This is a genomic window from Acidovorax sp. 1608163 (assembly GCF_003669015.1).
In the GTDB taxonomy this organism is placed as follows: Bacteria; Pseudomonadota; Gammaproteobacteria; order Burkholderiales; family Burkholderiaceae_C; genus Acidovorax.
Genome location: NZ_CP033069.1, coordinates 2,592,008 through 2,607,787, shown reverse-complemented (window position 1 = coordinate 2,607,787; position 15,780 = coordinate 2,592,008). Strand labels below are relative to the sequence as shown.

Sequence of the window (15,780 nt, the reverse complement as noted above, 5' to 3'; positions counted from 1 at the left end):
CGCATAAATTGATTGCTGGGCTTGCTATGTGGAGCTTTTCACTAGCTACGGAAGAAAGTTGATTCCTGTGCGTTTGACAAGCTCTGCATAGCTGATCGGGGCAGATACACGCTCCCCTTCACGGTTTTCCTGCCAGTAGGCCCAGCTGCGGCCCGTGCTGGCGTCATAGACAAGCTTGAACAGATAGCGGGGCACCCGCACTCTGCCGTCGCCCACTGTCGGCGCGCCAGGTTCAAACACGGGGCCGGTGATCACGTAGACATCGCCCTTGGCGCGCAGCGCGTACTTGCGTGTGTCGTCCTCGATTTTTGCCCATGAGCCACTGTTGTGCGATTGATCTTGGGGGACCATGTTGGCAAGGCTGAATGACTGGGCCATGGCCGTGGGGGTCGTCATATTTCCTGCTGGGGCCATGTGCCCCTTGCTGAGCCCTGAGTTTTTGTAGTCTTCAAGCTCAGCACGCTCATCACTGGGCAGTCGTGCATCAGCAAAAAAACGGTCCTTTCGCTTCACCCGCGCGTTTTCGAAGGTCTTGCGATTCAGACGCTCCGCGACATAGATGGGGGTCTTGGTTTCGCCGCTGTGCAGCACTGCAAACGCTTCATAGCAAAGCTCGCGTAGGGTGGGGCGCCGGGGCACCACGGGCGGGCGGCCGTCAGCAAAGAACTGGCGGCACTGGGCAAAACTGGTGGGGTGGGGAACGGTGAGAGGCGCCGTGTCGAAGTGGCCACGGGCCTGGGCCGCAGGGGCCAGGAGAAGCGCCAGCGCTGTGAGAAGCGCTGGGCGAAAACGCAAGAAGGTCACGGTTGATAATCTGCAAGTATGCTGGCAGTATTTTTAAAATGCTATTTTACTTGAATTAATAAGACCCCCGTGACTCCCCTGGAAATGACAATTGCAATGCCCCTTGGCTAAGATTCTATGGGGCGATTGCAATTGGTTTATTAGGGAACGTATCTAATTGTCCAGCGCCCAGCACCATAGCATCCCGCCACCGTGCTGACTACAACCCATTTTGGAGGTAGTTGCGCCACAGCGCACACACTCATTTCAATAAATCCGGGATTTGCAGGGGAAATAGTCCAACGACCATACCCGACAAGATTGCACCCCTGGGCAATATCCTTAACGACCCACCCTGCAGGCACTTGCGCAGATGGCACGTTGCACATTTGCATTTCAAGAAAATTGGGGTTCACCGGGCGAATTACATACTGCGGAATCCCTTGGCAAGTCCCCTGTACGGCAGAGACGATCCAACCCACAGGGATGGGTTGCACCGCGCACATTGTCATCTCAAGATAGGAGGTGTCGAGCTGACGTATTGTGTACTTACCAAGCCCACTACAACCAGTGGCAATGAAAGAAACGATCCAGCCAGAGGGTATTGGCGTATTCGCGCAAATACTCATTTCTGAGCTTTGTAATGCAGCTTTAGCTAGATTTTCATAAAAAACTGAGGAATCGTAATAGATTTCCGTTTCATCAGCGGCAGGCTGTGCCGCTTGAGCAGAAAAAACACCCAATGCTAAAAATGCGCTAAATATCCATTTTACGTATTTCATAGATGCCCTCAGTAGTGTTAAAAATGTCAGATTTATTTGTAAAAATGACTTGCTAAAAGCAGTCAATGTGACTGCCTCAACTTTTTAACACAGTGGATATATTGTTTCCCAATTGTTACTTGATTGTTTCGTATTTGATCGTTGTGGTTGATTAGAACGGCGCTCTCGACGTGACGATCTGCACAGGGCCGATGCCGTGGTAGACCCGCTCCCCTGATTCGATGGCAATGACCTGCCACCAACCGCGCTCGGCGCTCAGTCCGGTTTCGTATGCGTCGGCAGGCAGAGGCAGGATGTGCTCATCCGGTGGGCCGCCGTACCAGGTGGGGACGCGGAGCAGGGTGGGGTGGTTCATGGGGATTCCTGAGGGGTGGGTGCAGCCTTGGGGACAACCCACCAAGCCTGACGGGTGGATCGGCCAACGCTGTAGTCATGCTCCAGGCCCGCGAGCATCATCCCGCCGCGCTCCACCTTCTCGACACGGGCATGGCGCAACTCTGGGATCAGGTCTGGCCCCTTGGGATACTTGACGCACGGCTGGGCCTTGAGCCATGCGTATGTCTCAGGCGGTGCGCCTGGAAACGCGCGGCCAACAAAAAGCCACCCATCCACGGCGGTTTCGTGGATGTGGTCAGGGTGGATTCTGTGCCCCTGGGTGCGGAGCCTGTAGATCGTGCAAAACACTGTTTAAATATACAGCTTTTGCTTTGTGGGTGCTGAAAGGTAGAGTGGCCGAATGTGCAATCGCTACACACCGCCGCACGTTGCCGATATCGAGCGTGAATGGGCCATTGGCCGCCAGAACCCCGTGCGCTGGTGGGACGATGTGCTGTACCCGCGAGGGCTGGGGCCGTTTCTGCGCCGGGCACAAGACGACACCGGCTACAGCAAGGAGTTGGTGGTGGGGCAGTGGGGGCTGATCCCTTGGTTCGCCAAGGAGCCCAGGCTGAAGTACCCCACGAACAATGCCCGGTCGGAAGAGATGGCCGACAAGGCAAGTTACAAGCTGCCCTGGGCGCGTGGGCAGCGCTGCATCATCCCGGCCGCCGACTTCGACGAGCCAAACTGGGAGACGGGCAAAAACGTGTGGTGGCGGTTCCGGCGCGCCGACGGCAGGCCCTGGGGCCTGGCCGGGCTGTGGAACACATGGGTGGATAAGACCACGGGCGAAGTGCACGAGAGCTACACGATGCTCACGATCAATGCAGACGCACACCCGCTCATGAGTAGGATGCACAAGCCTGATCCGAAGCTGGCCGCCGATCAGCAGGACAAGCGCAGCGTGATTCCCGTGGCTGCTGAAGACTGCGATTTGTGGCTTGCGGGAACAGTGAACGACGCGAGAGGGCTCCTGAAGCTCAGCCCGGTTGAAGTGTTTGATGCCGACCCAGTGTCGCTATAGGGCGCGAAGTCCAGTGATGGTGACAGGTCAGCCAGCCGCAATGCCCCCAGCGGTTATCCTAAGCCAGGGGCCGTAAGCGGCCAGAAGCAGTCGGTCTCCGTAAATGAAAGCGGGCGCTCAATGTTTAAGTCAGGCGGACGACGGAGCGAATGATGCCTACCAGAAAGACTTTTCTTGCGGGACATAAACTGCTGCATTTACTTCTTGTATTAGCCAATCAGAGATAAAAAGAATTTCATTGGTGTATGTTTTTGAGGGGTCTTCCCCAAATAAAACGCGCATACGCTTACCACAGCTCTTTGCCCAGCTTGGCGCCCCTGCTGTACTTTCGGCAATGTGGGCTGAATCGGAAAGCACATCTTCATCATGCTCAATGAAAAATCTAACCCACCACCCAGGAACCTTCACAAGAAGATTTATTTCACCCCCAAATGGCGGCTCTTCAAACTCAAAGCTTGGCTTTGCGTGAGTGCTCAATAGACGGGTTACCGCTTCTTGAATTTGTTCCAGGGAGAGTGCCTTTTGGCTAGGTGGAAGCAGCGCATAGAAGCTTATAGACATACGATTCCTCAAAGCCTAACGCTCAACTTCAGGGCGTTCTCGCCGAAGGCGACGGCATTTCTTTAGATGGCTTGCATAGCTTGGGAGTTGGTTTGACTCCAACCACTGTCGAAGCACTGGTGAAAATATCAGCGGGCCCTACATATAACGTAATTTAGACCGCAAAATCCGCGGAGTAAACTGGAGGCACGGGCTATTCGGGACACTGATTTCTCCTGTGGGCAGCTTGCAGAATAACTTGCTAGGAATGGCCTATTCAGATATTCGGGTATGAAAATTCCATGAATCCCCGCGAGCGTTGAGCCAGCAAACTGCGGCTTGTCGTAGGTATACACCGAGATTTCCAACGGCCGCTGCAACAAATCAAAGGCAGCTTCCGGGTGGCGCTTCTGAACGACGGCTCAGGGCCCTTAGCAGCCGGTGGGCGCTATTCCCCAATAGCTGCCATAGATTCAAAACGAAACATGATCACATGCTTGGAATCTGCCCTTGCAGGACTTCAACTTTTCTTGCTGGTAAAGCTATAGATGACTGTCTCAGAACTCGAAGACGGACTACGATCAGCTCAGCTGTTCTCGATGTGTGGCCAATTCCGCAGTGAGCCGGGCGCCATACGGCTCCAGTTGGCGATTGACTGGGATTGGCTACCAACCAGTCGCGACCAGCCGGACCCTATTCACGGCCTTAAGCAGCTAGAGCAACTAGAAGCAGCCGGTCTCGGACCCAAGCGCCGGGCTGTCGAGCTGTCTCTTGCAAAAGCAGTACTGGCGGGGCAGCGATCGGTCGAAAGATATCCGGTGCTTATCGAGGGCCCGGATGACTACGCGCAAGCGGCGCTTGCCGGCGCTCAATTCGCCGCCCGTATGGCAGGCCGCGAGCTACTGCTTGAGCAGCCCGGCTTCTGGGTCAAGGCGGTGACGCTTTACATCGCCGGGTTTTGGCCATGCGGCACTCTTCCAAATCAAGATCTGGTTGTTTACTAGGCCAGGTCTAACAATTCATTCAAGCCGAAGCCGCTTCGCGGCTCGGCTTAATTCAGGCGTTGAGCGCCCGCTTTCATTTGAGTTGACCGGCTGCTCCTGGCCGAATTCTGCCCCACAGGAGCGTCGGTACCGGATTTCAGTGACCAGAAGTCGCTGCTGGCAGAGTGGTCAGATCGAAGTGGCGTGACCGTGCAGGATTGAGCGGAATAAGCAGCTGGATAGGTGGTGTAGTTTTTGGTGTAGCTTTTCGCAGTTTCATTTGGCTTTTATTGATAGCTGCGTTACTACCATTGAACTACACCCGCACAGCCCGCCATTATAGGCATGTCTGCGGCGCCTACCGATCAGGCACCGCAGGCGCTGCGCGCCCCGGCTTTATTTCTGGATGTCGCCCAGGCACAGGTACTTGATCTCCACGTAGTCGTCCATGCCGTAGTGCGAGCCCTCGCGGCCCAGGCCGGATTGCTTGACGCCGCCAAACGGCACATGCTCCGTGGCCAGAATGCCCACGTTGATGCCGACCATGCCGTATTCCAGCGCTTCGCCCACACGGAAGATGCGGCCCACGTCGCGGCTGTAGAAGTAGCTGGCCAGGCCAAACTCGGTGGCGTTGGCGGCGTCGATGGCTTCTTGCTCGGTCTTGAATTGGAAGACAGGGGCGAAGGGGCCAAAGGTTTCCTCGCGGGCGCACAGCATGTCGGCCGTGGCGTTGGCCACCACGGTGGGCTCAAAGAACTGGCCCGAGCCCATCTGGGTCAAGCGCTGGCCACCGGCCACCACCTGGCCGCCCTTGGCCAATGCGTCGTCCACATGGCGCTGCACCTTAGCCAGCGCCGCTTCTTCGATCAATGGGCCCTGGTTCACGCCGTCCTCAAAGCCGTTGCCCACCTTGGCAGTTTTGACCTTGGCGGCGAACTTGGCCACGAACTGGTCGTACACGCCTTCTTGCACGTAGAAGCGGTTGGTGCACACGCAGGTCTGGCCTGCATTGCGGTATTTGCTGGCAAAGGCGCCTTCCACGGCGCTGTCGATGTCTGCATCGTCAAACACGATGAAGGGCGCATTGCCGCCCAGCTCCAGCGACATTTTCTTGACGGTGGGGGCCGACTGCGCCATCAGGATGCGGCCCACTTCGGTTGAGCCTGTGAAGCTGATGTGGCGCACCACGTCGCTGGCGCAGAGCACCTTGCCGATGGCAATCGAGTTGGCACTGTCGGCGCTCAGGATGTTGAGTACCCCCGCCGGGATGCCTGCACGAATCGCCAGCTCGGCCGCTGCCAGCGCCGTAAGGGGCGTCAGCTCGGCGGGCTTGATAACCACGGGGCAGCCTGCGGCCAGCGCGGGCGCGACTTTGCGGGTGATCATGGCCAGCGGGAAGTTCCACGGTGTGATGGCTGCGCACACGCCAATGGGCTGCTTGAGGACCAGCAGGCGCCGGTTGTTGTCAAACTGCGGCAGCGTCTCGCCGTTGACGCGCTTGGCTTCTTCGGCAAACCACTCCACAAAGCTGGCGCCGTAGGCCACTTCACCCTTGGCTTCGGCAAAGGGCTTGCCTTGCTCGGCGGTCATGATGCGGGCCAGGTCGTCCTGATGGGCCATGAGCAGGTCAAACCATTTGCGCAGGATGGCGCTGCGCTCCTTGGCGGTCTTGGTCTTCCAGGGGCCCCAGGCAGCGTTGGCGGCGGTAATGGCGGCCTCGGCGTCTTGCGGGCCCAGGTTGGCCACATCGGCCAGCTTCAGGCCGGTGGCGGGGTCGTTCACATCAAAGCGGCTGCTGCCTGCCAGCCACTGGCCGTTGATCAAAGCGTCGGTCTTGAACAGGCTGGGGTCGTTGAGCAGCGAAAGGGGGGATGTCTTCATGTCCATGGGATGCGTCCGAGTGAAGAAAAAATGGGAGGGGGTTGGGGAAAAGGCTAGCGCGCGTTGCCGCCGAGCCTCTTTGCAATGTGGCGTTGGTGGCGTGGTTTCAGGTCAGTTTCAAGAGTGCGGCGTTCGTTCATGGCGCATGCAACTGGCGAGGCCCAGGCGAGGGCAGCCGCGCAAGGGCCGCCCCGCCGCGCTGGCTGCGTCCCCCTGCCCGCATTGCGCAGCAATGCGAGAGCGGGGGGAAGGCGCGAAGCGACTCAGGGGGGCCATCATGCCCTTCGCCCACGCAGCCACTCCAGCGCCAGCAGCAGGCCGGTGGTGAACAGGATCAGTAGCGTGGCCACGGCCGCAATGGTGGGCGAGATGTTTTCGCGGATGCCATTGAACATTTGCCGCGGCAGGGTGGATTGGTCGGCACCTGCCAGGAACAGGGTCACCACCACTTCGTCGAACGAGGTGGCAAACGCGAACAGCGCCCCAGAGATCACGCCCGGTGCAATCACCGGCAGCGTGATGCGAAAGAAGGTGTTGAACGGCGTCTCGCCCAGGCTCAGGGAGGCACGCACCAGGTTGTGGTTGAAGCCCGCCAGCGTGGCCAGCACGGTGGTCAGCACAAAAGGGGCCCCCAGGGCAGCGTGCACCACGATGAGACCAAAGTAGCTGTCGGCCAGGCCCAGAGGCGCAAAGTACAGGTAGGTGGCCACGCCCACCACGATGATGGGTACCACCATCGGCGCAATCAGGATGCCCATGATCAGGCCCTTGAAGCGGAAGTCCGACCGCGATAGGCCTACGGCCGCCAGCGTGCCCAGCACTGTGGCAATCAGCGTAGCGGCCGGGGCCACGATAAAGCTGTTGCGCGTGGCGCGGGCCCATTCGGGCGATTCGAACAGGTGCTGGTACCACTTGAGCGACCAGCCGTGGATGGGGTAGGCCAGGAACGAACTCTCGGAGAACGACAGCGGCACCATTACCAGGATAGGGGCCAGCAGATAGGCCAGCACTGCCACACACAGCGCGCGCACGGCCCACCAGCCGAGCTTGTCGAGCCAGGTAGCGTAGAGGGGAAATTGGGGGAGGCGAAACATGGTCAGGGCCTTTATTCAGCGCGGGTATTGCTCAGGTCTCGTTCAGCCTAGGCTTAGCTCGGCCTTGCCGATGCGGCGGTACACGCCATACAGCACCAACGTGGCGGTGAGCAGCAGCGCGCCCAGTGCGCAGGCCATGCCCCAGTTGATTTCCACATTCGTGTAGCGGGCGATGTAGTAGCTCAGCATCTGGTCGTCAGCACCGCCGAGCAGGGCCGGGGTGACGTAGTAGCCAATCGACAAAATGAAAACCAGCAGCGCACCGGCACCCACGCCGGGGTAGGTTTGCGGCACATACACGCGAAAGAACGCGGCGATGGGCGAGCTGCCCAGCGAAACGGCCGCACGCAGGTAGGTGGGCGGCACGCTTTTCATCACGCTGTACAGCGGCAAAATCATGAAGGGCAGCAGGATGTGCACCATGGCAATGACCACGCCCGTGCGGTTGAACAGCAGTGCCAGGGGCTCGTTGATGACGCCCAGGCCCATCAGTCCCCGGTTGACCAGGCCTTCAGACTGCAGCAGCACGATCCAGGCGGCCACCCGCACGAGGATGGACGTCCAGAACGGCACCAGCACCAAAATCATCAGCACATTGGCCGAGCGCGCAGGCAGCGTGGCCAGCCACCAGGCCAGCGGGTAGGCCAGTAGCAGGCAAATCACGGTGACCACCAGGCTGATGTGGAAGGTGCGCAGCAAGATGCCGCCAAAGGCACGTTGCTCTTCGGGCATGCGCTCGACTTGGCCTTGCGCGTCGCGCTGCAGGTCGACAGAGGCGAGCAGGTAGTCGGGCGTCCAGCGGGCGCCGTTTTTGGCAATGGCTTGCCACAGCGGGGCTTCTGCCCAGCGGGCGTCTTTTTCAATCAACTGGGCACGGATGGCGTCGGGGCTGCCTTCCATCGGCAAGGCACGGTAGGCCCCCATGATGAGCGAGCGTGCGCCGGGCAGATCGGTGTTGAGCCTGCGGGCCAGGGCCCCGGCGTCCGAGCTGTCGGGCAGGTGGCCCAGGTCTGCCATCAGTGCGGCATAGGCACTGGCTGCGGGGGCTTCCTTGCGGTCCCAGCCGTCCAGGGCGCGCACGGTGGCGGGCAGGGCGTTGGCTACCTCGGGGTTTTCCACGGCGCGTTGCAGCAGGGCCACGATGGGCACCAGCAGCGTGAGCAGCAGGAACACCAACAGCGGCAGTGTCAGCGCAAAGGCGCGCCATTTGCGCCGAGCTTCTGCACGGGCCAAGGCCTGGCGCAAGGCGCCCGGGGCTTCACCAGAAGGTGCACTGAGGGGAGGGGAGGCCAGGGTGGCTTGCATGGTGTCTTGCTCTCTGCGTTCCGATAACAGGGCCTGCGCCTGCTGCGCTGGTTCAACGGCCCGTGGTGGCCGAAGACTTCATCTCAGCAGGCGCAGGCTGGGTGCCTTACTGCGTGGCCCAAGCAGCAAAGCGCTTTTCCAGCGCCTCGCCTTGGTCCGCCCAGAAGCCCACGCTGAACTGCAGGGCTTCTTTGGCGTTGGCGGTCGATGTGGGCAGGTCGTCCAGCACCTTCTTGTCCAGCGTGGCCAGGGCCTTGGTGTTGGCTGGGCCGTAGGCGATGTTCTGTGCGTAGGCGCCCTGTTGTGGGGTCTGCAGCGTGAAGGCGATGAACTTCACTGCGGCATCCTTGTTGGGCGTGCCCTTGGGGATGGCCCAGTAGTCCAGGTCATAGATGCCGCCGGGCCAGTAGATCTTGAGGTTGCGGCCTTCGCGGTTGGCTGCATCGATGCGGCCGTTGAACACGGTGGTCAGCGCCACATCGCCTGCGACCAGGAACTGGGGCGCCTGGGCGCCGGCCTCCCACCACTGGATGTTGGGCTTGAGTTCGGTCAGCTTCTTGAAGGCGCGGTCGGCACCTTCCTTGGTGGCCAGCACCTTGTACACGTCGGCGGGCTTCACGCCGTCGGCCAGCAGGGCAAATTCGAGGTTGTAGCGGGCGCCCTTGCGCATGCCGCGCTTGCCTGGGATCTTCTTGGTGTCCCAAAAGTCAGCCCAGCTGGTGGGCGGGGTCTTGAGCTTGTCGCCGTTGTAGGCCATCACGGTGGACCAAACGAAGATGCCCACGGCACATTCGTTCACCGCAGCGGGCAGCAGGTCGGCCTTGGGCACGATTTTGCTGTAGTCCAGCTTTTCATACAGGCCTTCGTCGCAGCCGCGTGCGGCGTCGGGCGATTCGACTTCCACCACGTCCCAGGTCACCTTCTTGGTCTCGACCATGGCCTTGACCTTGGCTTGCTCGCCGTTGTATTCCACGGCCACGATCTTGTTGCCCTGCTTTTCGTAGGGCTCGTAGAACGCCTTTTTCTGTGCGTTGGCGTTGGCGCCACCAAAGTTCACGACGGTGATCTGCTGCTGCGCCAGGCTGGGCAGGGCGAAGCAGGCGGCCAGTGCGGCACAGGCAATCAGGCTCTTTTTCATGGTGCGTTTTCCTTGAGATAGAAGGAGGTGGACAGGGAACGGGAGACGGGGAAAAACCATGCGCTCGTCAGAGTGCATAGATGCGGGTGGAGACCGGGGGGAACTCCAGCTGCACCTGCTCGCCGGGCTGGGGATGCGGGTTGGCATCGGCACGGGTCAGGGGCAGCTTGACGGTGGCTTGGGCCTGCCCGGGGCCGATGTCGCACATCAGCCGCAGGTGGTCGCCGTAGTAGATGGCGCGTGCCACGGTGGCGGGCACGGTGTTGGGGCCCGTGCTGGCGCCGGGTGGATGCAGCACGATGCGCTCGGGGCGGATGCTGGCTTCCACCGCTGCGCCTTGCGGGGCCTGGTTCACGTTCACGCCTTGCAGCCACTGGCCGCTGGGCAGCTGCAGCCCGGCTTGTGCGCCCTGGCTTTGCAGCGTGCCGGTGAGCACGGTGCTGTCGCCCACAAAGCCGGCCACAAAGCGGTTGCTGGGGGTCTCGTACAGGCTCTCGACATCGGCCAGTTGCTGGATGATGCCCTCGTTGAACACGGCCACGCGGTCGCTCATGGTCAGGGCTTCACCCTGGTCGTGCGTCACGTACACAAAGGTCACGCCCAGCTGGCGGTGCAGCTCTTTGAGCTCAATCTGCATGTGCTCACGCAGTTGCTTGTCGAGCGCGCCCAGGGGCTCGTCCATCAGCACCAGCTGGGGGTTGAAGACCAGGGCGCGGGCCAGGGCCACGCGCTGCTGCTGGCCGCCCGACAAGCGGGTGGGCAGCCGGTCGGCCATGCCCGACAGGCGCACCATGTCCAGTGCCTTCTTCACGCGCTCGGCCTGCTCTGCCTTGGGCACCTTGCGCACCGTCAGCGGGTAGGCCACGTTCTCGCCCACCGTCAGGTGGGGGAACAGCGCGTAGTTTTGGAACACCATGCCAAAGTTGCGCTTGTGCGGCGGCGTGCCGGTGATCTGCTTGCCGCCGAGCAGGATGTCGCCCGAGGTGGGCGATTCAAACCCCGCCAGCATCATCAGCGTGGTGGTCTTGCCAGAGCCCGAAGGCCCCAGCAGGCTCAGGAACTCGCCGCGCTGGATGTCCAGGTTCAGCGCGCGCACCACCAGCTGTTCGCCGTCGTAGGTTTTTTGCACGCCGCTGAAGCGGACGAGGGGTTCTGCGTGGGTCATGGTGAGGGGGATGCGTTCAAACGGGGGATGGGTCAGCCCACAGCGGCAAAGCTGTCGGCCAGGATGGCCAGGCCTTCGGCGAGCAGTTCGTCAGAGGCCGTCAGAGGCACGAGGATACGGATCACGTTGCCGTAGGTGCCGCACGACAGCAGGATGAGGCCACGCTTGGCGGCTTCGGTCACGACCTTCTTGGTCAGGGCTGCGTCGGGGCGGTGCGGGTCTCCGTTTTCAAACAGTTCAATGGCCACCATGGCGCCCAGGCCGCGCACGTCGCCAATGGCAGGCACCTTGGCGGCCATGTCCTTGAGGCTGCGCACCAGCAGGGCGCCCATGTCCTGGCTGCGGGCCAGCAGGTGTTCCTTTTCAAAGGCTTCGATCACCGCCAGGGCTGCAGCGCAGGCCACGGGGCTGCCGGCGTAGGTGCCGCCCAGGCCGCCAGCTGCAGGTGCGTCGATCACGTCGGCGCGGCCCACCACGCCCGAGAGCGGGAAGCCGCCTGCCAGCGATTTGGCGGTGGTGATCAGGTCCGGGGCCACAGGCCATTGCTCACAAGCAAACCACGTGCCCGTGCGGCCTGCGCCGGTTTGCACTTCGTCAGCAATCAGCAAGATGCCGTAACGGTCTGCAAGCGCCTTGAGGCCGGTGATGAACTCGGGGGGGCCACATAGAAGCCACCTTCGCCCTGCACGGGCTCGACGATGAAGGCCGCCACGCGTTCGGGCTCGATGTCGTTCTTGAAGATCAGCTCCACCGAGTGCAGCGCCTGCTCCACGCTCACGCCGTGCAGCGCGTTGGGGAACAGTGCGTGGTACACCTCGCCCGGGAAGGGGCCAAAGCCCAGCTTGTAGGGCGCGACCTTGCCGGTCAGGCCCAGCGTGAAGTTGGTGCGGCCGTGGTAGCCGCCTGTGAAGGCGATGACGCCGGGGCGGCCGGTGTGCGAGCGGGCGATCTTGATGGCGTTTTCCACGGCCTCGGCGCCCGTGGTGAGCAGCAGGCTCTTCTTGGCAAACGCGCCAGGGGCCAGCGTGTTCAGGCGCTCGCACACTTCCACATAGGGCTCATAGGCCACCACCTGGAAGCAGGTGTGGGTGTACAGCTCCAGCTGGGCTTTCACCGCATCGATCACGCCAGTGTGCAGGTGCCCGGTGTTGAGCACGGCAATCCCGCCCGCAAAGTCGATGAAGCGGCGACCCTCCACGTCCCACAGCTCGGCGTTGCGGGCCTTGTGCACAAAGATCTCGTGGGCCTGGCCTACGCCCCGGGCCACAGCGGCATGGCGGCGTGCGAGGAGGGCGGCGTTGGTGAAGTGGCGGTCTTGTTGCATGGTGTCAGCGGCTTGGTGAAAAGTGGGTGATGAGGGAATGGGGTGAATTCTGAAAGCCGCGCCACCCACCGTCCATGTACACCGCAGCGTAAATTGGCGCGGACTGTGCAGGTCTAAAATGCTGTACAGGCAATCCCTGATTTGGTGTGCGCCAACACGGTGCACAATTCGCCCCCTTTTTTCGTCGGCTCTTCTCTTTGATCGCTTGATGCTCACTCTCAGCCCAGACCTCCAGACACCTCTGGTCAGCCAGATCGTCGATGGGCTGCGTGGCCTTATCGTGGGCCAGGTGCTCAAGCCGGGCAGCAAACTTCCCTCCATCCGCGCGTTTGCGGCGTCGCACGGCGTCAGTGTGTTCACGGTGGTGGAGGCTTACGACCGGCTGGTGGCCCAGGGCTGGCTGGTGTCGCGGGCCAATGCGGGGTTTTTCGTCAAGCGGCGTGGGGACGAGGGGGCTGCACCGGCTGGTGGCGGGCTGGAGCGCCCGGTGCCCCGTTTTGATGCGCGCTGGTACCTCAAACAAATTTTTGAAAACCGCAATCTGCCGCTCAAACCCGGCTGCGGCTGGCTGCCGCACGACTGGTTGTTTGGCGACGCGGTGCGGCGCAGCATGCGCCAGTTGTCCTCCGACGGCCCTGAGCTGGACGGCTACGGCCTGCCCCACGGCCACATGGCCCTGCGCATGGTGGTGGCCGAATCGCTGGCAGAGCACCACCTGTCGGTGGACGCAGACCAGGTGATGCTGACCCAGGGCTCCAGCCAGGCGCTGGACCTGGTGGCGCGCAAGCTGGTCAAGCCTGGTGATGTGGTGCTGGTGGACGACCCCGGCTACCCCAACCTGACCTTCATGCTGCGCTTTGCTGGCGCGCACACGCTGGGCGTGCCGCGCACGGCTTCGGGCTACGACCTGGTGGCGCTGGAGGCCTTGCTGGCCGAGCACAAGCCCAAGGCTTTCTTCACGCAGCCGCGCCTGCAAAGCCCCACCTGCTCGGTGGCGTCGATGGCGCACCTGCACCGCCTGCTGCAGTTGGCAGAGCAGCACGACTTCATGCTGGTAGAGAACGACATCTACGCCGACATGGACCCGACCTCGCGCCCCTCGCTGGCCAGCCTGGACCAACTCAACCGTGTGGTGTACGTGGGCAGCTATTCCAAGACCATTTCGCCCAATTTGCGCACGGGCTTTTTGTTGGCCCGGCGCGATTTGCTGGACGAGTTGGTGCAGCTGAAGATGGTGTCGGGCCTGACTTCGTCAGAAATCACCGAGCGCCTGACCTTTGGTGTGGTGACCGATGGGCGCTGGCGCAAGCACCTCAAGTCGCTGCGCGAGCGGCTGGCCGAGGCGCACCAGCAAGTGGGCCGCAAGCTCGACGGGCTGGGCTTTGAGCTGTTCCATGAACCCGAAGCGGGCATGTACCTGTGGGCACGCCACCCCGATTTGCCCGACAGTGCCGAGCTGTCGAAGGAGGCCACGGGCGCGGGCATCATGCTCGGGCCGGGCCAGCTCTTCCTGACCGAATCGCGCCCCACGGGCTGGTTGCGCTTTAACGTGGCCTTCAGCCTGGACGAGCGGCTGTGGAGCTTTCTGGACCAGAGCATGGTGCGCGCGCGCCAGGCTGCGCAGTAGGCTGGCGCAGCGGGTGCTGGGTGTGGTCCACATGGCCCTGCGCCTGGGCCATGTCCTTCCTCTTTTGACTGCTCAGCGCGTCAAGGGGTTGCAGTAAGTTGCCCCATGAGCGGGAACAGCCCCAGCAGCAGGCACGCCCCCATGAGCGCCAGGCTTACCACCGTGGCCCATTTGAGGCTGAAGCGCTGGTGGTCGCCAAAGTCCACACCGGCCAGAGACACCAGCAGGTAGGTCGATGGCACCAGTGGGCTGAGCAAGTGCACGGGCTGGCCGATCAGCGATGCGCGGGCCATTTCCACGGGGCTGATGCCGTAGGCCTGTGCGGCTTCGTTCAGGATGGGAAGCACGCCAAAGTAGAACGCATCGTTGGACATGAAGAACGTGAGCGGCATGCTCAAGAGCGCCGTGATGGTGGGCATGTAGGGCCCCATGCTCTTGGGAATGGCCGCCAGCAGCCCGCGCGACATGGCCTCGACCATGCCGGTGCCCGACAGGATGCCGGTGAAGATGCCCGCTGCAAAAATCAGCGCCACCACGGCCAGTGCGTTGGTCGCGTATTCGCTCACCACCTTGCGCTGGTCGGCCACGTCGGGGTAGTTGATGACGATGGCCACGGCAAAGCCCATCATGAACAGTACGGGCAGGGGCAGCAGGCCCATGACCAGCGTCACCATCAGCGCGGTGGTCAGGCCCAGGTTCACCCACAGCAGGCGGGGGCGGCGCATGTCGGCGTTCTCCGGGCCGGTGATCGTGGGCAGGTGCTCGCCGGTGGCTTCTTCATCGGCCTCCATGGCGGCGCGGGTGTCGCTTTGCAGCGGCAGGCTGACGGTGCCCAGCCGCTGGCGCTCGCGCAGGCCCAGGTAAACGGAGACAGCCAGCAGCGCCACGATGGCCAGCCCCATGGCCGGAACCATGGGCACGAAGACATCGGCCGGGTCCACATGCAGTGCGCTGGCGGCGCGGGCGGTGGGGCCGCCCCAGGGCGTGAGGTTCATGATGCCGCTGGCCACCACGGCCACGCAGGTGAGGCTCAGCGGGTTCATCTTGAGCCGCTTGTACAGCGGCAGCATCGAGGCCACGGTGATCATGTACGTGGTCGAGCCATCGCCGTCCAGCGAGATCAGCAGTGCCAGCACCGCTGTGCCCACCACGATCTTGAGCGGATCGCCCTTGACCAGCTTGAGGATGACGCCCACCACCGGGTCGAACAGGCCCGCGTGGATCATCACGCCGAAGTACAGGATGGCGAACATCAGCATCACGCCCGTGGGGGCGATCTTGCGGATGCCGTCGAGCATCATGGCCCCCATGGTGGGGGCAAAGCCGCCGATGATGGCAAACACGATGGGGATGCTGATCAAGGCCACCAGGGGCGAAAGCCGCCGGGTCATGATCAGAATCATGAAGGTCAGCACCATGCCGAATCCAAGCAAGGTCAGCAGCATGGCAGGGGTCTCCGAGTGGGTGTCATGGGGTTCCGTTCAAAACGAGAAGAGGGCTGTGGCTGGTTTTCCGCCCTTTTTTGGTGCTGTGGCCGGGCATGCATGCACGGGGCATGAACGGTGCTCGCCACAGGGGGTGAACCTTAGATTTCCACTCTGTCGTGCGCCTGTCGTGGTGCAGGGGTTTCGTGTATTTACTAATAGGGTAAACCCTTGCATCGCATCGGTGCGTGGAACAATACGGGGCTTTGACCCGGTGGTTTGTCGACTGCCGGTCGCTGGTTTTTGGTGATGGCAACCGCATCTGCGTGCGG

General features: G+C 61.9%; 13 protein-coding genes and 1 pseudogene. 3 read left to right on the top strand and 11 right to left on the bottom strand.

Annotated elements, in window-relative coordinates:
• Nucleotides 1–45: 45 nt before the first annotated feature.
• The 3 genes from EAG14_RS11610 to EAG14_RS11605 form a co-directional block, all read right to left on the bottom strand.
• Nucleotides 46–765 carry a DNA/RNA non-specific endonuclease gene (locus EAG14_RS11610; RefSeq protein WP_371414419.1) on the bottom strand — a complete coding sequence of 240 codons (720 nt, stop codon included), beginning with the start codon at nucleotides 763–765 and terminating at the stop codon, nucleotides 46–48.
• 179 nt (nucleotides 766–944) lie between these two features.
• Nucleotides 945–1,565 carry a hypothetical protein gene (locus EAG14_RS22805; protein ID WP_162995977.1) on the bottom strand — a complete coding sequence of 207 codons (621 nt, stop codon included), beginning with the start codon at nucleotides 1,563–1,565 and terminating at the stop codon, nucleotides 945–947.
• Between the two features lie 151 nt (nucleotides 1,566–1,716).
• Entirely contained in the window at nucleotides 1,717–1,920 is a 204-nt protein-coding gene (locus tag EAG14_RS11605) for a hypothetical protein (protein WP_121728940.1), read from the bottom strand.
• Nucleotides 1,921–2,301: 381 nt separating this feature from the next.
• Between EAG14_RS11605 and EAG14_RS11595 the strand changes: the two genes are divergently transcribed.
• Nucleotides 2,302–2,967: an SOS response-associated peptidase gene (locus EAG14_RS11595; protein ID WP_121728938.1), complete on the top strand. Its 666-nt coding sequence runs from the start codon at nucleotides 2,302–2,304 to the stop codon at nucleotides 2,965–2,967.
• 156 nt (nucleotides 2,968–3,123) lie between these two features.
• Here EAG14_RS11595 and EAG14_RS22800 read toward each other — a convergent pair whose 3' ends face one another.
• Nucleotides 3,124–3,528: a hypothetical protein gene (locus EAG14_RS22800; protein ID WP_162995976.1), complete on the bottom strand. Its 405-nt coding sequence runs from the start codon at nucleotides 3,526–3,528 to the stop codon at nucleotides 3,124–3,126.
• A gap of 527 nt (nucleotides 3,529–4,055) precedes the next feature.
• Here EAG14_RS22800 and EAG14_RS11590 point away from each other — a divergent pair.
• Entirely contained in the window at nucleotides 4,056–4,511 is a 456-nt protein-coding gene (locus tag EAG14_RS11590) for a hypothetical protein (RefSeq protein ID WP_121728937.1), read from the top strand.
• Nucleotides 4,512–4,886: 375 nt separating this feature from the next.
• Here the strand turns inward: EAG14_RS11590 and EAG14_RS11585 are convergent, their stop codons facing one another.
• The 6 genes and pseudogenes from EAG14_RS11585 to gabT all read right to left on the bottom strand — a co-directional run bounded on the left by EAG14_RS11585 (nucleotide 4,887) and on the right by gabT (nucleotide 12,397).
• A complete protein-coding gene (locus EAG14_RS11585; RefSeq protein ID WP_121728936.1) occupies nucleotides 4,887–6,377 on the bottom strand; it encodes an NAD-dependent succinate-semialdehyde dehydrogenase in 1,491 nt (496 codons plus the stop codon).
• A 269-nt stretch (nucleotides 6,378–6,646) separates the two neighbouring features.
• A complete protein-coding gene (locus tag EAG14_RS11580; RefSeq protein WP_121728935.1) occupies nucleotides 6,647–7,465 on the bottom strand; it encodes an ABC transporter permease in 819 nt (272 codons plus the stop codon).
• A gap of 42 nt (nucleotides 7,466–7,507) precedes the next feature.
• Complete coding sequence (locus tag EAG14_RS11575) at nucleotides 7,508–8,770, bottom strand: ABC transporter permease (RefSeq protein WP_121728934.1); 1,263 nt, start codon at nucleotides 8,768–8,770, stop codon at nucleotides 7,508–7,510.
• 106 nt (nucleotides 8,771–8,876) lie between these two features.
• Nucleotides 8,877–9,908, bottom strand: coding sequence for an ABC transporter substrate-binding protein (locus EAG14_RS11570; RefSeq protein ID WP_121728933.1), 1,032 nt, complete (start codon nucleotides 9,906–9,908; stop codon nucleotides 8,877–8,879).
• A 67-nt stretch (nucleotides 9,909–9,975) separates the two neighbouring features.
• Nucleotides 9,976–11,073 (bottom strand): ABC transporter ATP-binding protein, encoded by a 1,098-nt coding sequence (locus EAG14_RS11565; RefSeq protein ID WP_121728932.1) that lies wholly within the window; start codon nucleotides 11,071–11,073, stop codon nucleotides 9,976–9,978.
• 32 nt (nucleotides 11,074–11,105) lie between these two features.
• Nucleotides 11,106–12,397, bottom strand: a pseudogene (gabT, locus tag EAG14_RS11560) (4-aminobutyrate--2-oxoglutarate transaminase).
• A 208-nt stretch (nucleotides 12,398–12,605) separates the two neighbouring features.
• Here gabT and EAG14_RS11555 point away from each other — a divergent pair.
• Nucleotides 12,606–14,024, top strand: a complete 1,419-nt coding sequence (locus EAG14_RS11555) for a PLP-dependent aminotransferase family protein (RefSeq protein WP_099655281.1) — start codon at nucleotides 12,606–12,608, stop codon at nucleotides 14,022–14,024.
• Nucleotides 14,025–14,104: 80 nt separating this feature from the next.
• On the opposite strand, the gene EAG14_RS11550 is transcribed toward EAG14_RS11555, so the two are convergent.
• Nucleotides 14,105–15,469, bottom strand: coding sequence for a CitMHS family transporter (locus tag EAG14_RS11550; protein ID WP_099655282.1), 1,365 nt, complete (start codon nucleotides 15,467–15,469; stop codon nucleotides 14,105–14,107).
• Nucleotides 15,470–15,780: the final 311 nt, after the last annotated feature.

Coding starts and splice junctions, on each gene's coding strand:
- EAG14_RS22805 (WP_162995977.1), bottom strand. CDS start 1,565: ATGAAATACGTAAAATGGATATTTAGCGCATTTTTAGCATTGGGTGTT.
- EAG14_RS22800 (WP_162995976.1), bottom strand. CDS start 3,528: ATGTCTATAAGCTTCTATGCGCTGCTTCCACCTAGCCAAAAGGCACTC.
- EAG14_RS11555 (WP_099655281.1), top strand. CDS start 12,606: ATGCTCACTCTCAGCCCAGACCTCCAGACACCTCTGGTCAGCCAGATC.
- EAG14_RS11575 (WP_121728934.1), bottom strand. CDS start 8,770: ATGCAAGCCACCCTGGCCTCCCCTCCCCTCAGTGCACCTTCTGGTGAA.
- EAG14_RS11590 (WP_121728937.1), top strand. CDS start 4,056: ATGACTGTCTCAGAACTCGAAGACGGACTACGATCAGCTCAGCTGTTC.
- EAG14_RS11565 (WP_121728932.1), bottom strand. CDS start 11,073: ATGACCCACGCAGAACCCCTCGTCCGCTTCAGCGGCGTGCAAAAAACC.
- EAG14_RS11580 (WP_121728935.1), bottom strand. CDS start 7,465: ATGTTTCGCCTCCCCCAATTTCCCCTCTACGCTACCTGGCTCGACAAG.
- EAG14_RS11550 (WP_099655282.1), bottom strand. CDS start 15,469: ATGCTGCTGACCTTGCTTGGATTCGGCATGGTGCTGACCTTCATGATT.
- EAG14_RS11585 (WP_121728936.1), bottom strand. CDS start 6,377: ATGGACATGAAGACATCCCCCCTTTCGCTGCTCAACGACCCCAGCCTG.
- EAG14_RS11595 (WP_121728938.1), top strand. CDS start 2,302: ATGTGCAATCGCTACACACCGCCGCACGTTGCCGATATCGAGCGTGAA.
- EAG14_RS11605 (WP_121728940.1), bottom strand. CDS start 1,920: ATGAACCACCCCACCCTGCTCCGCGTCCCCACCTGGTACGGCGGCCCA.
- EAG14_RS11570 (WP_121728933.1), bottom strand. CDS start 9,908: ATGAAAAAGAGCCTGATTGCCTGTGCCGCACTGGCCGCCTGCTTCGCC.